Origin of the sequence: Actinomadura sp. NTSP31 (assembly GCF_041951385.1) — a bacterium.
Lineage (GTDB): Bacteria > Actinomycetota > Actinomycetes > Streptosporangiales > Streptosporangiaceae > Spirillospora > Spirillospora napierensis.
On record NZ_JBGNUT010000031.1, the window covers coordinates 50098 to 67720 of the forward strand.

The following is a 17623-nucleotide window of genomic DNA, read 5'->3' on the forward strand; positions in this document are numbered from 1 at the left end:
CGGGTCCTGGTCCTCGGCCAGGCTCCGCTTTCGGCGTATGCGTGGAGATCAGATACGCGCCGACGAGGTCACGCGGCCATTCGGTTCTCGCGCGGCAGCTCCAACGACGCCCAGTCCGCCGGGCCTGTGCTCGCCGAGACTACGTCCGTGCAGGTGAGAGAGGTAGTGCGTGGCAGGCGGTGGCGGCGGTCGGCGCTGCTGATCGAGTACCGGGCACGGAAGATCGAGCCCCCGAGACCGAGCCGGATCGAGAAGATCCTGATTGCCGCGCGGGAACTGTGGGAGAAGGAGCTTCGCGCCCGGACGATCGAGTCCGCCCGCAAGTGCGGCAAGATCATCGGCGGCGCCACCGTTGCCGACCCGGACATGCTCACGATGGCCCTGCACTACCGGGACCAGGGCCTGAGCCTGCGCGACATGGCGGCGAAGCTCGTGCCTCGCCAGCCACCGTCATGCGGATGCTGCGCGATCACGACGAGCAGGCCGCGACGAACTCGGGCGCGTGATCCACCGCTACCTTGCGGCTGGTGTCTGAGCTGGGATTCCGGGGCCAAGGCCGTGTGTGGCTAGCACTCTGCTTCGTCGGGGGCGATGACTTCGCGCTGCGCGGTCTGGGCGACGCGGGCGAGCAGCGTCCGCAGTTGCTCGGCGTCCTTGGGGTCGAGGTCGGTGAGGAGGCGTGCTTCGGCGGCGCCGAGGCTTTCGCGTACCTGTGCGAGGCGGGCGCGTCCGGTGTCGGTGATGAGGACCTGGCGGGCGCGCCGGTCGCGCGGGTCGGGCTTGCGGGTCACAAGGCTGTGGGCTTCCAGGTCGTCGAGGAGGTAGGTCATCACGGTGCGGTCGAGACTCACCTGTTTGGCCAGGGCCAGCTGCGAAGGCGGTTCGCTGCCGCCGGCCAGCGCCACCAGGACCAGGTAGCCGCGGGCTCCGCCGGGCAGGTCCGCGACGGAGTCGGTGGCGACGCGACGGAACGCCGCGGAGACCATGCGGATCGCCCAGCCCAGGTCGGTGTCCAGCGCCAGGGATTCCGCCTCGGCGCGCGGCCTCTTGTTCTCGGACGTGGATGCGCTCACCCGCACATCGTACAATATGTGCTGAGCAACAGATGTTCTTGTGAACAGAACATCTGTAATGCATAGTTGATTCCGGACAGGGCGCCGGCAGTGATCCGTGCCGCGCGCCGAACGCACCACAGCGAGGAAGATCATCATGAGTGCCGACAACGCTTTGCAGGGCCGCACCGCACTCGTGACCGGAGCGACCTCGGGCATCGGCAAGGCCATCGCGCAGAACCTGGCCGCCCAGGGCGCGGACGTCGTCCTGCACGGCCGTGATCGGGTCCGCGGCGAAGCCCTGGTCAAGGAGATCGCGGCAGCGGGCGGCACCGCCCGTTTCGTCGCCGCGGACCTCGCCGACGCCGATGACACACTGCGCCTGGCCGCCGCGGCCGGAGCGGTGGACATCCTGGTCAACAGCGCGGGTCTGTACGAGTTCGCTCCGACCGTTGCGACCGCCGCCGCCAGCTTCGACCGGCAGGTCGCCGTCAACACGCGCGCCCCGTTCCTGCTGGTCGGCGCGCTGGCGCCCGGTATGGCCGAGCGCGGCCGGGGCTCGATCGTGATCGTCGGCTCCAGCGCGGCCCGCATGCCCGCCCCCATCGGCGCCGCCTACGGCGCCTCCAAGGCCGGCGCCGAGATCCTCACCCGCTACTGGGCGACCGAGTTCGGCCCGTCCGGCGTACGCGTCAACACCGTCTCGCCCGGCCCCGTGCACACCGAGGGCACTAAGGCCATGCTCGGCGAGCACACCGCGATGCTGGACAAGACCACCGCCCGTGGCCGTGCCGGAGACCCCACCGAGATCGCCGAGATCGTCTCCTTCCTGGTGAGCCCGGCCAGCTCCTACGTCAACGGCGCCGTCCTGTTCGCCGATGGCGGCGAGCTCAGCGCCCTGCCCTCCTGAAGGAGCCTTCATGAACATCTTCATCATCGGCTCCTGCCGGACATCGACCTGCTCGCCCGGGCAGGTCCTCGCGCCAGGCCATGCCGACTTCTACCAACCGGAGCCGCTGAGCCACCTCGCCGGGCAACTCCAGGTCTACGTCGCCCGGACACTCGCCGGCTGACAGGTCTGGCGCGTCTCTTGGGGGCTTTCGGGGGAGTAGGAGCAGAGAAGGCCGGTGTGGATGGTGGCGCGGAGTCCGCCACCGATGACCGGGTCGGCCTCGTCGATGCGTTGCAGAGCGCGCCGGATGGCCTTGCCTACGGCCGTGCGGGCGCGTTCTTCGCTGCCGGAGAAGTTCCGGGTACGGCCGGCGAGGCCCGCGGCGGCGGACAGTTCGGCCACCAGCCAGTCGCGTTCGGCGAGGACGGCGTCGGCCCGGTCGTACTCGTCCAGCGACTCCAGCCTCGCGGACTCGGCTTCGAGTTCGGAGAGGCGTCGCCGGTAGGTGCGTTTGGCCTCCTCGTCCAGGACGGGCTGGGCGGACGCGGCGCCGATCCCGCCGCCCGCGGACCCCAGCGGCGGCGGGCCGGCCGCGAGAGTGAGCGCCGGGATGTCCTGCCCGGGATTGCCGACCAGCGTGGCCAGGTGCCGCATGCCGACGCTGTCCGCCACGGCCACGGAGCGGGCGCCCGAGGTGACGCGCCATCCCTTGCCGTGGCGTTCGAACGCGACGTCGGCGGGACGGGGAACGCCGGCGGAGCCGCGAGAGGGTCCGGCGGGCAGTGCCATGCCGAGTTCGGCGGCCTCCTGCGCCGCGAGGGCCAGGGTCTTGCGCGCCGTCTCGTCCGCGTGCCCGTCGCGGAGCGCGAGCGCCTCGCCGAGCCGCGCCCGGGACAGGACGGCGGCGGGCCAGTGGCCCAGCGCGAGGTTGTCGTCGACGGCCTGGCGCAGCTGCCGGACCGCCTCGTCCGCGTCACCGATCGTCAGCGAGGCCACTCCCAGCGAGTGGCGCACCGACCCCAGGCACGCCGCGCCGAGGCACAGGACGGCGGGCAGCCCGGCGAACGGGCCCAGCAGGTTCCGCGCCTGGACGGCGGCGTCGGCGTCCCCGAGCAGGTACGCGACCTCGGCGACCCCGTACATCGCGAACAGCCAGGTGCTCGACCGCGGCGTCCCCTCCTGGAGGCGGGCGCGCAGCCGGGCCAGCGTCCCCTCGGCCAGACGCCGGTCGCCCGCACCGGCGGCGGCGATCGCCAGGCCCGCGTAGCAGGCGTTGTCCATCGGGCTGATCAGCGGAGACCCGACCAGCTCCGTCAGTGCCGGCAGGCACTCGGCGACACGTCCCTGGTACCACCTGATCGTGCCCAGCTGCGCGGCGTACCAGCCGGTCGCGGCGGCGTCGCCGGCGTGCTCGCCGCGCCGCGCGCACTCGGCGGCGAGTTCCTCGGCCTCCTCGAACCGGCCGTGCCGGATGGCCAGCATCACCTCCAGCGACCCGAGGACGAACCCGGCCGCCAGATGGTCCCGCCCGGCCAGCAGGGCGCGCAACTCCTGGAGGCTGCGCTCGGCGTGCGGGTCCCCGACGAGGAACAGGTCGACGGCGTGCCACAGCAGGCCCATCAGCAGGTCGCCGCGGCGGCCCGTCCGGGACGCCTCGCCGATCAGCTCCGTGGCCAGTTCGAGGCGCAGCGCGCCGTGCCCGGGGCCGAGGACGCAGTGGTGGGTGAGGCTGAGGGCGTCGGCCCGCGCCACCGGGTCACCGGTCCGCCTCGCCTCGGCGAGCAGGTCCAGGACCGCCGCGTGGCCGCCCGCGAGGTAGTCCGCCTCGGCGGCGAGCCTGGCGCGCAGGCGCACCGCCGCCGGCGACCCCGGGTCGATCGCCGCCAGGGCGGTGCGCTGGCGGGTGCGCACCGTCGCCGCGTCGGCCACGGTGCGGTGCTCGTGCACCCACAGACCGCCGAGGCCCAGCGCGGCCCGCGCCATCGCTTCGCCGTCGCCCCAGTGCTCCGCCTCGCGGTACGCCGCGTCGAACCACATCCGGCTCGTCCGCAGGTCGCCCTCTTCTGCCAGCGCGCGCTCCCCGGCCGCCAGTGACAGCTCGACGTCGCCGCCCCACGCGGCCGGGGCCGTCTCCGCTTCCCGTATTCCCTTCACAGGCCCATCCCCGTAGTAGCCGGTCACCGCCCGCGCGCGGATCGCGTGCGGGAGACGGTCACTCGGTCGTGCGGGGATCCCGAGCCGAGGCCGCGTCGTACTTACACCACCACGGGGGCACCGGGCCGCCCGGTTCATGAGGTTTCAACCACTGACCGGATGCGGACGCGCCCGCCGGAAGTCGTGCCGTCGCGTGCCGTTCCGGTCCGTCCCGCCATGGCACGGGGTGGCACGCCTCCCTCGTGGGTGCCGCGACCGGCGGCACCGTCCGAATCCTGGAGGCACCATGGTCAGGAAGAGGCGACGGGACGCGCGCGGAGTCCCGCTGGTGCGTCGCCGAGGGCTGCTCGTCCCGCTGCCGGCTGCGGCGCTGCTGCTGGCGGCGGCCCCGGCGATGGCGGCCCCGGCGATGGCGGCGTCGGCCTGGACGGTCACGCCGTCACCGAACCCGTCGGCGACCGGCGACCGGCTGAACGGCGCGGCGGCGCGCGCCGCCACCGACGCCTGGGCGGTGGGCCAGTTCACCGCGCCCGACGCCGACGCCGACGGACAGCAGATGCTGGCGGCGCGCTGGGACGGCGCCCAGTGGCGACAGGTCGCGACGCCCGCCGTCTCGCATCAGGACGAGGTCCTGAGCGGGGTGTCGGCCGACGCGGCCGATGACGCGTGGGCCGTCGGCTTCACCAAGAAGGTGTCGGCGGCGGCACGGTCCCCGCTGGCCGTCCACTGGAACGGCACCGCTTGGACGAGCGTGCCCGTGCCGAACACCGCCGGCGGGGCCAAGTCGGTGTTCACCGGTGTGGCCGCGCTCGCCCCCGACAACGCCTGGGCCGTTGGACGCGGCCTGGACGCGCGGGCGCTCGTCGAGCACTGGAACGGCACGTCATGGACCGTCGCGCCGACGCCCGCGCCACCGGTGCCGGCCGGCTGGACCGTGGCCGGCGCCACCCTGAACGGTGTCTCCGCCCGCTCCGCCGACGACATCTGGGCCGTCGGGACCGTCACCGCGATCATGGGCGTGACCACGCAGGACAGAACGCTGGCCATGCACTACGACGGCACCTCGTGGAAGATCACCCCGACGCCCACGAACGGCACCACCACGGTCGGCAACCAGCTGAACGCCGTCACGGCCATCACGCCGAAGGACGTCTGGTCGGTCGGCAAGGTGGCCACCAGCAACGGCACCACCCCGACCCAGACGACGGTGATCCAGCACTGGAACGGCACCGTCTGGTCGTCCGTGCCGGCCCCCGTGCGCGGCGGGTTCACGGGTGTCGCCGCCCGGTCGGCGACGGACGTGTGGGCGGTCGGCGACTTCTCCGACGGCTCCGGTGCGGCGGGCTCGATCCTGCACTGGAACGGGTCGGCCTGGTCGAAGACGGCCGCCCCGGACGGCGCCACCGGCTCCATCCTGACCGGCGCGGCCGCCACGCCGGGCGGCGGCGACGTGTGGGCCTCCGGGTTCGACCTTCTCGGCCCCTCGGACTACCGCACCGTGATCCTCCGCAACACCCCCTGACAAGGCACCACACGGGAAACGGCCGGCGCCCGCATGGCCGCCGCGTCGTTCCCGCCACCCGACGATTTCCCTGGAGGAATTCCGATGTCCATTCACGACCGAACGTCCAGCAGAATGCGGGCCCCGCGCAACGCGCTGCGCATCCTGGCGGTCGCGGCGGGGCTGGCGTCCCTGCCCTGCGCGCTGGCCGCCCAGCCCGCCATGGCGTCGCCCTGCTACGGCGACTGCCATCCCGGCGTGGTGCGCCTCGGGGCGGGCGTGCTCAGGTACGACGCACCCGTGGGCGTGAACGACCAGATCACGATCGGCTCCGGCGGCGGGTTCGTCACCCTCACCGACACCACGGCCACCTTCACCGCCGGCGACGGGTGCACCATGGTGACCGCGCATCAGGCGCAGTGCACGTCGGCGTACAGCATCAGGGTGCGCGGCCTGGACGGTGACGACGCCATCACCAACGCCACGGCTCTCAATGCGGACCTGCTCGGCGGCACCGGCGACGACAGGCTCACCGGCGGCTCCGGTGACGACGTCCTGACCGGGGAGTACGGCGCCGACGTGCTGATGGGCGGCGGAGGTTCCGACACGGCGAACTACGACGACTCGGCGGGAAGGACCGCGGGTGTCCGGGCCGACCTCGACGGCGCGGCGGGCGACGACGGCGGCCCCGAGGACGGGCTCGCCGGAGCGCGCGACACCATCGGCGCGGACGTGGAGAACCTGCAGGGGACCATCAAGGACGACGTGCTGATCGGCAACGCCGGGCCGAACGTCGTCACCGCCACGGGCGGCCACGACCAGATCCAGGGCCTGGGCGGAAACGACCAGCTCACCGGCCGGGGCGGCGGCACCGTGAACGGCGGTGCCGGCACCGACGGCTGCGTCTCCGACCTCAGGGGCCTGCCGGAGCAGCCGGACACCTTCGTCGGCTGCGAGAGCACCCAGGTCATGACCTGATCCGCGGCATTGCGCGAGCCCCGGGAGACCGCACGGGGGCACTCCCGGGGCTCGCGCAATGGGCGGGATCGCGTTCATCCGTTTCGCACCGCTCGACGGCAGCGGCGCACCCCAGACACGAGCGGAAGCCCTCGCCGCCGACATCGAGAAGATGATCGCCGAGCGCGGGCTCGCCCCGGGCGACCTCATCGGGACCATGGACGAGTTCCGCGATCGCTCCGGCTTCGGCCGCGCCACCATCAGCTCACCGTCCGGCAGGAGCCCACCACGGTCGCCGACGCCATCGCCGTCCGCGAATCGCTGGAACTGCTGATCACCACGGACGCCGCGCGGCACCGCTCGCCTCAGGACGTCGCCGCGCTGCGCAAGCTGCTCACCCGGCTCAAGCGGTCGGCGACCAGCACCGACAGTTTCATGCGGGCCAACTGGGCGCTCCGTGACCCGGGGCGGCACTGCCACTTCCGGCCAGGATTGTTGGAGCTCTCAACAAAACACCTTCTGACCTGTGCGTTGGCACTCACAGGCCGGTATTTGGTGTGCCGACCGACAAACAGCGGATCCGCTTCGGCCTCTTGACCGGAGGGCGGCGCTGTGTCTTAACTTCCGGTTACCACGCAGCTCACGACGGGCTCGGTGAACGTCAGACGTGACGGTCCCGCGGCCCACTTACCCCCAGCATGCCCACCCCCCGTGCCGGTGCCGAGCGCGCCGCTTTCCCCACCCCCACCGAGTCTCACCTTCAGTGTCCCGGGCATCCCCATGCCCGGACCGCGGCCGGCTCCGCCAGTGATCCGGCCGCCTCCCACCCCCGAAGGGATCTGCCATGCCCTTGTTCCGAAGAAGGGCCCTCTCTGCCACCGTCGCGCTGGGCTTGGGCCTGTCGCTGGTGAGCACCGGCCAGGCCCCGGCCCTCGCCGGGCAGGCGGGCTCGCCGCCGATCGCGGCGGACGCGCCTTGGACCACCACCGTGAAGTGGCTGGTCGACCACCTGACAGTGGACGAGAAGCTGCTTCTGGTGCGTGGTGGCACCGACCCGGACCCGCACGGTGAGGCGGGGTACATCCCGGGCATCGCACGGCTCGGTGTGCCCGCCGTCCGGCACGCCGACGCCCAGGGCGTCAACGTCTACAAGGACGCCACCGCCTACCCCACCCGGCTCGGCCTGGCCGCCTCGTTCGACCGCGGGGCGTTCTCGGTGTTCGGCCGAAGCGTGGGCACGGAAGGGCGCGCCCTCGGCGTCGACCTGATCTACGGACCGCAGGTGGACCTGGCGCGGCTCCCCACCTGGAGCCGCAACATGACCGGCCTCGGCGAGGACCCCTACCTGGCCTCCCAGATGCTCGACAAGGAGATCAACGGGATCCAGTCGACCGGCCTGCTGTCGCAGGTCAAGCACTTCACCATGTACAACGGCCAGAACCAGGGCACCCCCTCGATCGTGGACGAGCAGACCGCGCACGAGCTCTACCTGCGGCCGAGCGAGACCGCGGTCAAGGACGGCCGCGTCAGCTCGGTGATGTGCTCCTACGCCACCTTCCAGATCACTCCGCTGGAGTCCAAGCCCGACTACGCCTGCTCCAACAGCGGCGCCCTCAACACCGTCCTCAAGGGACAGTGGAACTTCAAGGGCTGGGTGACCTCCGACTACACCGCCTCGAAGGCCACCAGCGACCTGCTGGCGGGCATGGACCAGGAGTTCATCACCGCCAACCTGTCCCCGGCCAACCTCAAGCCCCTGGTCGACCCCGCATCGGCCACCTACGACAAGACCTACGCCAGCGCCCTGGACACCTCGGTCGCCCGGATCCTCTACCAGTACCAGCGCTTCGGCCTGCTGGACGACTCCACCTACCCCAGGCCCGCCAAAACCCACGTCAAACCGATCCGTAAGGCCCCGAGCAAGGTCGACAAGGGCGCCGGCATCGCCACCAGCCGCGAACTCGCCGAGGAGGCGGCGGTCCTGCTCAAGAACGACAACGTCCTGCCGCTGAGCGGCAAGGGAGATGTCGCGCTGATCGGACCCACGGCCGACCTGCTGCCCTCCAGCCCCGGAGGTGAGCGCTCGCGAGGCTTCGGCGACCGCAACGGCATCAGCCCCTACGACGCCGTCCGCGCGAAGATCGGCTCTCGGGCCGTCCTGACCCCCGGGCTGGACCGCGTGGGGACGACCGTGCCGGCCACCGCCCTCACCACACCGGACGGTGCCCCGGGCCTGACCCGCACCGAGAAGAACTCCTCCGGAACGGTCATCGGAACCAAGGTCGACGCCACAGTGAACGGCGATCAGACCGACCTGGCCCGCGGCAACACCTACACCTGGGACGGCTACGTCGACGTCGCCACGGCCGACACCTACAACCTGTGGCTGCAACGCCCGATCGGCACCTCCTCGGGCTCTCCGTCGGCCTACAACAAGGGCATCAACCCCGGCCTCGCCCAAGGTCCCGGCACGGGGGAGACCGGAACGCTCTCCCTGTCGGTCGACGGCGGCACCCGCACGCTGGCCCAGCCGTCGACGATCCTGCCCAACACCTACCCGAACGGCCCGACGGTCAACGGCCAATACCTCGGGCTCACCAACGCCGGTGCCAAACTGCAGCTCGACCCCGGCAAGCACCGCATCACCTTCACCTACACCGCCGCCGCCAACACCGCGGCGAACCCGACGCTGCGGTTCGCCTGGTCGCCCGTCCAAGCCGGGATCAAGGCGGCCGCCACCGCCGCCGCCAAGGCACCGACCGCCGTGGTGTTCGTCGACGACGCCAACACCACCACGACCGCCGGCGACGTCGGCAGCCTCGGCGCCGACCAGGACGACCTCGTCCGCGCCGTCGCCGCCGCCAACCCCAACACGGTCGTCGTGCTCAACACCGGCGGGCCCGTGAAGATGCCCTGGCTGAACTCGGTCAAGGGCGTCCTGGAGATGTGGTACCCGGGGCAGGAAGGCGGCACCGCGACCGCCGACCTCCTCTTCGGCACGGCCAACCCCGGCGGTCGCCTGCCCGTCACCTTCCCGAACTCCACCACACCCTTCACCGGCCACCCCGAACGATCCGTCGGCCAGGACGGCAAGATCACCTGGTCGGAGGGGCTGCAGTCCGGCTACCGCTGGTACACCACCCAGAACGTCGCGCCGCTCTACCCCTTCGGGTACGGGCTCTCCTACACCACGTTCGCCTACGCGGGCCTGCGGACCACCGCTGCTCGCGACGGCGGCCTGGACGTGCGGCTCACCGTCCGCAACACCGGGCACCGCACCGGGACGGCCGTGCCGCAGGTGTACCTCGGCCCATCACCCGACCTGCCCTCCTCCATCCAGCAGGTCGAGCGGAAGCTGGTCGGGTTCGACCGGTTCACCCTGTCGCCCGGCGGCGCCCGGACCGTCACCCTGCACATCGCGGCCCGCGACCTGTCCTCCTGGTCCACGGCCAAGCAGAACTGGGTCCGCGGCACCGGCAACCGCACCGTCCAGGCCGGTTCCTCGTCCACCGACCTGCCCCTCACCACCACCGTCCAGATCCCCTGACCCCTCACCACTGACCAACGAGGACGAGAGCGATGGTGGTCTGGATGTGCAGTTGGCCGCCGAGTTGATCGAGAGGGCGAAGGCCGAGGGGGTGTCGCGGGTCGGGCCGGACGGGCTGCCGGCCGGCATCACCAAGACCGTGCTGCAGGCCGCACTCGAGGCCGAGATGCTGATCGACGCCGTCTATGTGGGAGATCCGCGAAGGTCAGGTGGCCGACCGGCCCGTCTATGTCGCGGTGGGCATCAACTGCCACGGTGAACGCGACGTGCTGGGCCTGTGGGTGGGCACCGGCGGCGAGGGCGCTCGTCGCTGCGCTATGCCTCCAAGGCGCACTGGAGCCGGCTGACCAAGGACCTGCGGCAGATCTGCACCGCCCCTACCGAGACCGCCGCCGAGCAGCGGTTCGCCGACGAGCCGACATGGTCCACTGTCGATCATGTTCTTCGTCGGATGGTGGTGGCGGATCGACCGCCCGGTTGACCCGACGCGGGCCCGGCGGGCCCGCGTCGGCGAGGACGTCGTTTCAGGGGGTTCGCGCTGCCTCGGCATTGCCTTTGACTACGAAGCCGGAGTTGGGCTCGGTGCCCGTCCAGCCGGGACTGCGTGGTGTCGTGGAGCGCGATGTGAGCGGCGAGGCGGCGCAGGGGTGCAGGGGTGCAGGGTGAGTGGAATCAGCGATGGACGGTGTGGTGCGGCCGATCATGGTGGACGGGGCGCGGGTAGTGGTGGGCGGCTGGGGTGGTTGCCGGACCGTTGTTGTGCGTCGAAGGCACCGCTGACGCGGTCGTGGCGCGGCCCTCGTTGAGGCGGTGTGCGCCGTACACGACCAGGGCCCAGGCCAGGCAGGCGAACGCGGCGGTGTGCAGGAGCGCTCGGACGATGTTCCCGATGACCCACTTGCTCTCGAATTGGTCGCGCACGGTGTCCAGGTGGTTGATGTGCTGGGGGGCGCCGGCCTTGGCGAGCTGGTCGTTGAGGGGGACGTTGACTCCGCTGGTGACCATGAAGGCGATCAGATAGAGCGCGAGCGCGGCGATGAGCCAGGGCAGGGCCGGCCGGCCGTGGCCGCGCCAGGCCAGGAACACCGCCAGGGCGATCAGGGGGATGGATCCCATGAAGGGCAGCATGAAAGCGGGGTTGAGGATCGCCTTGTTGATGCCTTGCATGGCCTCGATGAGCGTGCGGTCGGAGGATCGGTTCAGGCCGGGCATGACGGCGTAGGCGAAGCCGGCGAACAACCCGGCCATGAGTCCGGTGGAGATGAGGGCGGCCAGCATGGTCGCGGTCTGCAGGAGTTTCATGCGGCGTCCTTCGGGGTCCAGATGCCGGTGGCGGCGGTGTCGCCGGCGTAGTCGGAGAAGTCGCGGGCCGGGCGGCCCAGGACCTGCTGGACACCGTCGCCCAGGTGAGCGTTGCGGCCGTCCAGGACGGTGGTGAACAGGTAGGTCAGGAGATCGGTGACCTCGTCCGGGACGCCTTCGGCCGCCAGCGCGGCGGCGTAGGCGTCGACGGGGACGGGCACGTAGGAGATGTCGCGGCCGGCCGCTCGGCCGATCTCGGCGACGGCTTCTGCGAAGGTGAGCAGCCGCGGTCCGGTCAGTTCGTATGTACGGCCGCTGTGCCCGTCCTCGGTGAGGACCGACGCGGCGACATCGGCAATGTCGTCGGCGTCCACGAACGGTTCGCGCACCTCATCCGCCGGCAGCACCACCTCGCCGCTGACCACCGGGTCGAGGAGGTAGCTCTCGCTGAAGTTCTGGGCGAACCAGCTGGCGCGCAACACCGTCCAGTCGGCGCCCGAAGCGGCCAGCGTCCGTTCGCAAGCGAGCGCCTCGTCCTCGCCGCGCCCCGACAGCAGCACCAGGCGCCGCGCGCCCGACTCCACCGCGAGCTCGGCGAACGCGCCGATCGTCTCTGGTGCACCGGGGGCGGCCAGGTCCGGGTAGTAGGCGACGTATACCGCGTGCACACCGTCGAGGGCGGGCGCCCACGTCGCGCGGTCCGCTCAGTCGAAGGGCACTCCGCCGGACCGCGAGCCGATCCGGACCCGCAGGTCGCGTCCGGTCAGCCGCTGGACGACGCGCCGGCCGGTCTTGCCGGTCCCGCCCAGGACGAGGGTCAGATCACGGGAAGTCACAGGGGTTCTCCTCAGTTTCCGAAGCGGTGGCCGTGCCGTTCTGGCCACACCCCAACCATCGGGTCCGCGGGGTTCGTCAACAACGGCCGGTCATGCAAGGATCGTTAACCTGAGGGTTGACGAACTGGGGGCGTGGTGGAGCAGCGCGAGATCGAGATCTTCCTGACGGTCGGCGAGGAGCTGCATTTCGGCCGCAGCGCCGAGCGGCTGCACGTCTCGGTCGCGATGGTCAGCAAGACGATCAAGAAGCTGGAGCGGGCGGTCGGTGCCGCGCTGTTCGACCGGACCAGCCGCCGGGTGGCGCTGACCCCGATCGGCCGGCGGCTCTACGACGACCTGCGGCCCGCCTACCAGCAGATCCTCGACGGCTTCGACCGAGCGGTCGCCGCCGGCCGGGGCATCGACGGGCTCCTGCGCGTCGGCTTCATCGGCACCGCCACCGCCCAGTTCGTCCTCGGCGTCGTCGAGTCCTTCCACGCCCGGCACCCGGCCTGCCAGGTCCGGATCGAGGAGACCCGGTACGCCGACGGCTTCGCTCCGCTGCTCGGCGACGCCGTCGACCTCCTGCTCACCGCGGCCCCGGCCCCGGGGCCTGGCCTCAGCGAAAGCCCGATTCTCTTCCACGAGCCGCCGGTGCTGGCCGTCTCGGCCGGGCACCCCTTCGCCCGCCGTTCCTCGGTCTCCATCGAGGACATGTCCCGCGACAAGGTCCTGCGCCCACGCGGCGTCCCCGCCGAGCTGGACGCCCTCACCGTCCCGACCACCACCCCCACGGGCAGACCCATCGAGCGGGGTATGGAGTTCGGGACCGTCCAGGAACTGCTCGCCCTGGTCGGCGCCGGCCGTGGCATCTTTCCGGTCCCCGCGCACGCGAGCCTGTACGACGGGCGCCCGGACCTCGCCTACATTCCGATACGCGACGGACTTCCCTTCGAATGGCGGCTGACCTGGCGCACGTCCGCGGAGACCAGCCGCATCCGCGCCTTCTGCCAAGCCGCCCGCGACTTCGTCGCCGGCAACACCGACCCGCTTCTCAGCCCGATTGTGGGCTCTGCCACATCCTGAAGCGGCCGTTGCCTCACCGACCTCAAACGCGATCGACTCCTGCGCTCCCAGATCAGCATGACGACGTCGAGGCCGCAGCTACGAATAACACTGCCGCCGGCATCGGCGGGGGCGCTGTCTGAAAGTTTGCGGGTGAGGCGGTGATCGGCTTTCAGTTCAGGGTGATGCGGTCACCGTAGTGCAGCGACAGCGCGTTCAGCGCTGCCTTCCACTCGGGGGTTTTCCGGTCACGTCGACCGACCTTTCAACGGTCGGCGGATGACCCGGTAGAGCACCTTGAGCGCGGCCTGTTCGGTGGGGAAGTGCCCGCGCTGGCGGGTGGCCTGGCGGAACCGGGCGTTGAGGCTCTCGATCGCGTTCGTCGTGTACACGACATTGCGGATCTCGGCCGGAAACACCAGGAGTGGGATGAACGTCGGCCAGGCGTCCCGCCACAGCCTGATGATTGCCGGATACTTCTCGTTCCATTCTGGCTTCGAACTCGGCGAACCGAGCCTCAGTGGCTGCCTTGGTCGGGACGATGTAGATCTGCCGCAGGTCCCTGGTCAGCCGGCTCCAGCGCGCCTTGGAGCCATACCGCACCGCTTGTCGCCCAGGGTGTTGTGCCGGATCAGGTTGCTGGTGCGCCCGGCACTGTGATCCGTTGGGACCGCGACCTTATTCGGCGCCGGTACGCTGCCCGGCCAAGCCGAAACGGCGGGGACGATCGCCGACTGTGCGTTCCGTCCGCGTCCTGCCCTGATCTGGAACCAACGGCACTTGCTTCATGCGCTGCGCGAGTTCGAGATCCTCTGTAACCGCCATCGTCCTCACCAGGGCGTCGCGAACGCCCGACCGTGCACCCCGCTGCCCCCGCCGATCACCGACCCCGACCAGATCGCCCGGCTGGACGTGCGAAGACGCCGACGCCTCGGCGGAATCCTCAACGAGTACGAGCATGTGGCGTGACCTGCGCGGATGTAGTTTTCGGCAGGGACAGCGTCCAGCGAGGCCGCCACCTTCGGCAGCGCGACCCCCGCCGCCGTGACACCGAACACCGCCGGGCCGAACCGGGCGCCCAGCCGCAGCCCCGCCGAGCGCGCACTGGCCTCGTTCTGCACCGGCGGTGCCTTGCGCGCCCGTTGGGCGGATCCAGCCTGCATGATCAATCCCCTTTCACGAGTTCCCGTAGACGCTCGATCACCATCGCCGCGGTGACGCGCGAGACCAATCCCGCAAGTGGGGGATGGAGATCGCTGGGCCCGAACAGCACGATCGGAGAAACCGTCTGCGAACACCGGGAGACTTCAATGACCAGCTCGTCCCAGCCGGCCGGAAGCGCGCTACTCGTCCGGGACCGCGACGCGGAGTTCCTCGGCCTGCCCTCCGGCGGGGCGTTCCGGCTCCTGGCCGACAGCGACGAGACCGGCGCGGCCCTGAGCGCCAACCGTCTCGCCCTCGTCGCCGGTGCCGACGGCGCGCAGCCGCACCTTCACCGGCTCTCATCGGAGTTCTTCTACGTGCTCGACGGCGCCGCCGAGTTCCTTCTCGGCGACCGGATCCAGGTCGTCGGCAAAGGAGACGTCCTGGTGATCCCGCCGGGTCTGCCGCATGCCTTCGGAGCGGTGCAGGGCTCCGGCACCGACCTGCTGGTGGGCATCACCCCGGGCGTCCAGCGGTTCGGCTACTTCCGGATGCTGCAGCGCATCGCCGAAGGGCAGGACTCCCCTGAGAGCCTGCTCCCGGTTCAGGACCGGTACGACGTCCATTTCCTGGACAGCGTGACCTGGCAGATCGCCCGCAACGGTCGCCCGTCCGCGGAATAGAAGCGAGGGGAGCCGTGTCTCCCTGATGATGCCTCGGGAGGGCGGACCGCATGAACGACTTCACGGCGTCCCGCATCCGGCGCGGCCGGGACGGCCTGATCTCCCATGCGGATCAGGCGCTGGACGCGCTGGACATGTTCGGGGAGGTGTCCACCCGGTTGCGCGCTCTCGTACCGTTCGACGCCTCGGTGTGGCGGGCCACCGACCCGCTCACCGGGCTGATGACCGCACCCGTCCGGATCGAGAACCTCCAGGAGGGAGGTTCGGCGACCTACTGGGACAACGAGCTGCTCGCCGAGAACATCAACCTGTTCAGCGACCTCGCCCGCGCCACCGTCCCCGCGGCGGCGCTCCGCGAGAGCACCGGGGACATGCCGGAGCGCAGCCCCCTCTACCGCGGCTACCTGCGCCCCCGCGGCCTGGGCGACGAGCTGCGCGCCGTCCTGCGGGTGGGCGGGCGGCCGTGGGGCCACATCAGCCTCTTCCGCGAGGAGGGCCGCCCGTCCTTCACCGCGTCCGAGATCACGCTGGTGGCCGGGCTGTCGCTGCCTCTCGCCCGGCGGCTGCGCTCCTTCGCCCGGCCGTCCGCCGGACCGGACACGACGACCGCATCGGGCCCCGGTCTGCTGCTCTTCGACTCCGCCGGCGCCCTGATCTCGGTCAACGACGACGCGCGCAGGCACCTCGACGATCTGCCGTCCGGGCCCTCGTCCCCCACGCCGTTGGGGATCCGGCTGCCTGCCTGGATACACGGCATGGCCGTCGGAGCACGCGCGAAGGCGGAGGCCGGAGTGGAGGGCGGCGCCGAGGTCCGGATCCGCGATCAGGCGGGCCGGTGGCTGGTCTGCCGGGCCTCGTGCATGCGCGGGGCCGGCGGCTCGTTCGGCCACACCGCGCTGGTCATCGAGCCCGCCACGTCCGTTCAGGTGGGGCTGCTGACCGCCGAAGCCTGCGGGCTGTCGGAACGGGAACTGGAGATCACCCAGGCGGTGGCCCGCGGGCTGACCACCGGCGAGATCGCCCAGAACCTCTTCATCTCCGTCCACACCGTGCGCGACCACCTCAAGGCGATCTTCAGGAAGGCCGGTGTCTCCAGCCGCGGCGAGCTCATCGCCACGCTGTTCGCCGACCACTACCAGCCGGCCGTCGCCGGCGGCCTGTACCGCACATCTGACCGCTGATCGGCCCGCCGGACCGTTGTCGGACCGCTGCCCCGTGTCCGGCACCCGGACGGATGCGTGCTGTAGGTGACTCGGCCCGGGTCCGACAGCACACCAGCCGGGAACCGTGCGCCTGCCGAAAACTACGTCCGTGCAGGTGGGACATGCAGGGGAGTGGGCTCTGGAGTGAAGCCGCTGCCTCCACCGATCACCGATTCCGACGAGATCGCCCACCTGAATATTCAAAGAAGGCAACGGCTGGGCTGGATCCTCAACGAATACGCACATTCTGCTCAACCTGCGCGGACGTGATTTTCGGAAAGCGCACGGCCAGGTGAAGGCGATGGTGCGGCGACCGACGTGGTGCCTGCTGATGACGGCGCGCTGGGTGAATCCGTCTCCACGCCGCGGCGAATCGCGGCGTACGAGCTCTATGATCACCCGGTCGGCGCGGCGGCGCGGATGGTGTCGCGCAGCCATCGCTGTGCGGGATCGCCGTCCAGGCGCGGGTGCCAGGCCATGGCGAAGCTCAGCGGGCCGACCTCTTCGGGCGCCTCGGTCACGGCGAGCGTGCGGTCCGCGGTGAGGTGGCCGGCGAACCGCCGGGGCAGGGTGGCGACGAGCCGGGTGTCGCGGATCGCGGCGGCGGCGAAGGCGTGATACGACACGGTGACGCTCGCGCGCCGGGCGCGGCCGAGTGCCTCGAGCCGCGTGTCGACGGTGCCCTGCCGGCCTGCGAGTATGTCGACGACGACGTGGTCGCAGGCAAGGTAGTCCGCGAGCGTGAGCGTGGCGGCGGCGGCGAGCGGGTGCCCGGCCGACATGACGCAGACGTAGCGGTCGTCGAAGAGCGGCTCGGAGCGCAGCGGCGGAGGCGCGGCACCCCCGGTGAACGCGAGGTCGAGCGCGCCTCTCTCGACGTCTTGGTAGACGCCCTCGTGCCATCCGTCGAAGTGGAGGGTGACGGTAGGCGACTGGACGAGCACGCGCCGCACGAGCGGCGGGCCGATGACCGAGAGCACGTAGTCGGTCCCGGCGAGCCGAAAAGCGTGGTCAGCGGTGAGCGGGTTGTAGGGCGTCTCCGCGAACAGGCCTTCCAGTTGCGGCAGGATGGCGGCGAGGTCGCGCTGCAGCCGCTCGGCCCGCGGCGTGAGCCGGTACCCGCCCACGCACCGCACGAGAAGCTCGTCGCCGAACACGCGGCGCAGTGCCGCGAGCGCGCGGCTCATCGCCGGCTGGCTCATGTGCGCGCGCTCGGCGGCGCGGGAGACGTGGCGCTCCTGCAGGAGCGCGGCGAGCGGGCCCAGGAGGTTGAGGTCCACGCCAGGCAAATCCGATTCTTGCATAGTCAC

General features: G+C 71.3%; 21 protein-coding genes. 14 read left to right on the forward strand and 7 right to left on the reverse strand.

Annotated elements, in window-relative coordinates:
* Positions 1–147: 147 nt before the first annotated feature.
* Positions 148–570 carry a hypothetical protein gene (locus tag ACA514_RS37940; RefSeq protein ID WP_375046121.1) on the forward strand — a complete coding sequence of 141 codons (423 nt, stop codon included), beginning with the start codon at positions 148–150 and terminating at the stop codon, positions 568–570.
* Here the strand turns inward: ACA514_RS37940 and ACA514_RS37945 are convergent.
* Entirely contained in the window at positions 567–1073 is a 507-nt protein-coding gene (locus tag ACA514_RS37945; RefSeq protein WP_375046122.1) for a MarR family winged helix-turn-helix transcriptional regulator, read from the reverse strand. The genes ACA514_RS37940 and ACA514_RS37945 overlap by 4 nt on opposite strands.
* 136 nt (positions 1074–1209) lie before the next feature.
* Between ACA514_RS37945 and ACA514_RS37950 the strand changes: the two genes are divergently transcribed.
* A complete protein-coding gene (locus ACA514_RS37950) occupies positions 1210–1962 on the forward strand; it encodes an SDR family NAD(P)-dependent oxidoreductase (protein ID WP_375046123.1) in 753 nt (250 codons plus the stop codon).
* A 10-nt stretch (positions 1963–1972) separates the two neighbouring features.
* Positions 1973–2125: a hypothetical protein gene (locus ACA514_RS37955; RefSeq protein WP_375046124.1), complete on the forward strand. Its 153-nt coding sequence runs from the start codon at positions 1973–1975 to the stop codon at positions 2123–2125.
* On the opposite strand, the gene ACA514_RS37960 is transcribed toward ACA514_RS37955, so the two are convergent.
* Positions 2098–4098, reverse strand: a complete 2001-nt coding sequence (locus ACA514_RS37960; RefSeq protein ID WP_375046125.1) for a hypothetical protein — start codon at positions 4096–4098, stop codon at positions 2098–2100. The two genes, ACA514_RS37955 and ACA514_RS37960, sit on opposite strands and share 28 nt — an antisense overlap.
* Positions 4099–4426: 328 nt before the next feature.
* Here ACA514_RS37960 and ACA514_RS37965 point away from each other — a divergent pair, with 328 nt between their 5' ends.
* From ACA514_RS37965 to ACA514_RS37995, 7 genes are all read left to right on the forward strand, one after another.
* Positions 4427–5620, forward strand: a complete 1194-nt coding sequence (locus ACA514_RS37965) for a hypothetical protein (protein WP_375046126.1) — start codon at positions 4427–4429, stop codon at positions 5618–5620.
* An 84-nt stretch (positions 5621–5704) separates the two neighbouring features.
* The gene (locus ACA514_RS37970; protein ID WP_375046127.1) at positions 5705–6577 is read left to right on the forward strand and encodes a calcium-binding protein; all 873 of its coding nucleotides are present in this window, start codon (positions 5705–5707) and stop codon (positions 6575–6577) included.
* A 58-nt stretch (positions 6578–6635) separates the two neighbouring features.
* Entirely contained in the window at positions 6636–6890 is a 255-nt protein-coding gene (locus ACA514_RS37975; RefSeq protein ID WP_375046215.1) for a hypothetical protein, read from the forward strand.
* Complete coding sequence (locus tag ACA514_RS37980; protein ID WP_375046209.1) at positions 6890–7153, forward strand: hypothetical protein; 264 nt, start codon at positions 6890–6892, stop codon at positions 7151–7153. Before ACA514_RS37975 ends, ACA514_RS37980 begins: the two co-directional genes overlap by 1 nt.
* Before the next feature lie 247 nt (positions 7154–7400).
* Positions 7401–10103 (forward strand): beta-glucosidase, encoded by a 2703-nt coding sequence (locus ACA514_RS37985; protein ID WP_375046128.1) that lies wholly within the window; start codon positions 7401–7403, stop codon positions 10101–10103.
* Positions 10104–10149: 46 nt separating this feature from the next.
* Positions 10150–10362: a hypothetical protein gene (locus tag ACA514_RS37990; protein ID WP_375046216.1), complete on the forward strand. Its 213-nt coding sequence runs from the start codon at positions 10150–10152 to the stop codon at positions 10360–10362.
* The gene (locus ACA514_RS37995) at positions 10289–10450 is read left to right on the forward strand and encodes a transposase (protein WP_375046129.1); all 162 of its coding nucleotides are present in this window, start codon (positions 10289–10291) and stop codon (positions 10448–10450) included. The genes ACA514_RS37990 and ACA514_RS37995 overlap by 74 nt, the downstream gene beginning before the upstream one ends.
* A gap of 325 nt (positions 10451–10775) precedes the next feature.
* Here ACA514_RS37995 and ACA514_RS38000 read toward each other — a convergent pair whose 3' ends face one another.
* Genes ACA514_RS38000 through ACA514_RS38010 form a run of 3 tightly spaced genes read right to left on the reverse strand, consistent with a single transcriptional unit; the run spans position 10776 to position 12241 of the window.
* A complete protein-coding gene (locus ACA514_RS38000) occupies positions 10776–11405 on the reverse strand; it encodes a DUF1772 domain-containing protein (RefSeq protein ID WP_375046130.1) in 630 nt (209 codons plus the stop codon).
* Positions 11402–12073, reverse strand: coding sequence for an NmrA family transcriptional regulator (locus ACA514_RS38005; RefSeq protein WP_375046131.1), 672 nt, complete (start codon positions 12071–12073; stop codon positions 11402–11404). The genes ACA514_RS38000 and ACA514_RS38005 overlap by 4 nt, the downstream gene beginning before the upstream one ends.
* Before the next feature lie 36 nt (positions 12074–12109).
* Positions 12110–12241 (reverse strand): hypothetical protein, encoded by a 132-nt coding sequence (locus tag ACA514_RS38010; protein ID WP_375046132.1) that lies wholly within the window; start codon positions 12239–12241, stop codon positions 12110–12112.
* 132 nt (positions 12242–12373) lie between these two features.
* On the opposite strand from ACA514_RS38010, the gene ACA514_RS38015 reads away from it, so the two are divergent.
* The gene (locus tag ACA514_RS38015) at positions 12374–13306 is read left to right on the forward strand and encodes a LysR family transcriptional regulator (protein WP_375046133.1); all 933 of its coding nucleotides are present in this window, start codon (positions 12374–12376) and stop codon (positions 13304–13306) included.
* 227 nt (positions 13307–13533) lie between these two features.
* Here ACA514_RS38015 and ACA514_RS38020 read toward each other — a convergent pair whose 3' ends face one another.
* The gene (locus ACA514_RS38020; RefSeq protein ID WP_375046210.1) at positions 13534–13806 is read right to left on the reverse strand and encodes a transposase; all 273 of its coding nucleotides are present in this window, start codon (positions 13804–13806) and stop codon (positions 13534–13536) included.
* A 259-nt stretch (positions 13807–14065) separates the two neighbouring features.
* On the opposite strand from ACA514_RS38020, the gene ACA514_RS38025 reads away from it, so the two are divergent.
* From ACA514_RS38025 to ACA514_RS38035, 3 genes are all read left to right on the forward strand, one after another.
* Positions 14066–14254, forward strand: a complete 189-nt coding sequence (locus ACA514_RS38025; RefSeq protein WP_375046134.1) for a hypothetical protein — start codon at positions 14066–14068, stop codon at positions 14252–14254.
* Between the two features lie 341 nt (positions 14255–14595).
* The gene (locus ACA514_RS38030; protein WP_375046135.1) at positions 14596–15111 is read left to right on the forward strand and encodes a cupin domain-containing protein; all 516 of its coding nucleotides are present in this window, start codon (positions 14596–14598) and stop codon (positions 15109–15111) included.
* A 50-nt stretch (positions 15112–15161) separates the two neighbouring features.
* The gene (locus ACA514_RS38035; RefSeq protein ID WP_375046136.1) at positions 15162–16292 is read left to right on the forward strand and encodes a response regulator transcription factor; all 1131 of its coding nucleotides are present in this window, start codon (positions 15162–15164) and stop codon (positions 16290–16292) included.
* A 416-nt stretch (positions 16293–16708) separates the two neighbouring features.
* On the opposite strand, the gene ACA514_RS38040 is transcribed toward ACA514_RS38035, so the two are convergent.
* Positions 16709–17617, reverse strand: coding sequence for a LysR family transcriptional regulator (locus ACA514_RS38040; RefSeq protein ID WP_375046137.1), 909 nt, complete (start codon positions 17615–17617; stop codon positions 16709–16711).
* Between the last annotated feature and the right edge of the window lie 6 nt (positions 17618–17623).

Excerpts from the sequence above, each read along its gene's own strand:
- ACA514_RS38000 (WP_375046130.1), bottom strand. The coding sequence starts at position 11,405 with ATGAAACTCCTGCAGACCGCGACCATGCTGGCCGCCCTCATCTCCACC.
- ACA514_RS37975 (WP_375046215.1), top strand. The coding sequence starts at position 6,636 with ATGGGCGGGATCGCGTTCATCCGTTTCGCACCGCTCGACGGCAGCGGC.
- ACA514_RS38030 (WP_375046135.1), top strand. The coding sequence starts at position 14,596 with ATGACCAGCTCGTCCCAGCCGGCCGGAAGCGCGCTACTCGTCCGGGAC.
- ACA514_RS37995 (WP_375046129.1), top strand. The coding sequence starts at position 10,289 with ATGTGGGAGATCCGCGAAGGTCAGGTGGCCGACCGGCCCGTCTATGTC.
- ACA514_RS38035 (WP_375046136.1), top strand. The coding sequence starts at position 15,162 with ATGAACGACTTCACGGCGTCCCGCATCCGGCGCGGCCGGGACGGCCTG.
- ACA514_RS38040 (WP_375046137.1), bottom strand. The coding sequence starts at position 17,617 with ATGCAAGAATCGGATTTGCCTGGCGTGGACCTCAACCTCCTGGGCCCG.
- ACA514_RS37985 (WP_375046128.1), top strand. The coding sequence starts at position 7,401 with ATGCCCTTGTTCCGAAGAAGGGCCCTCTCTGCCACCGTCGCGCTGGGC.
- ACA514_RS37955 (WP_375046124.1), top strand. The coding sequence starts at position 1,973 with ATGAACATCTTCATCATCGGCTCCTGCCGGACATCGACCTGCTCGCCC.
- ACA514_RS37970 (WP_375046127.1), top strand. The coding sequence starts at position 5,705 with ATGTCCATTCACGACCGAACGTCCAGCAGAATGCGGGCCCCGCGCAAC.
- ACA514_RS37950 (WP_375046123.1), top strand. The coding sequence starts at position 1,210 with ATGAGTGCCGACAACGCTTTGCAGGGCCGCACCGCACTCGTGACCGGA.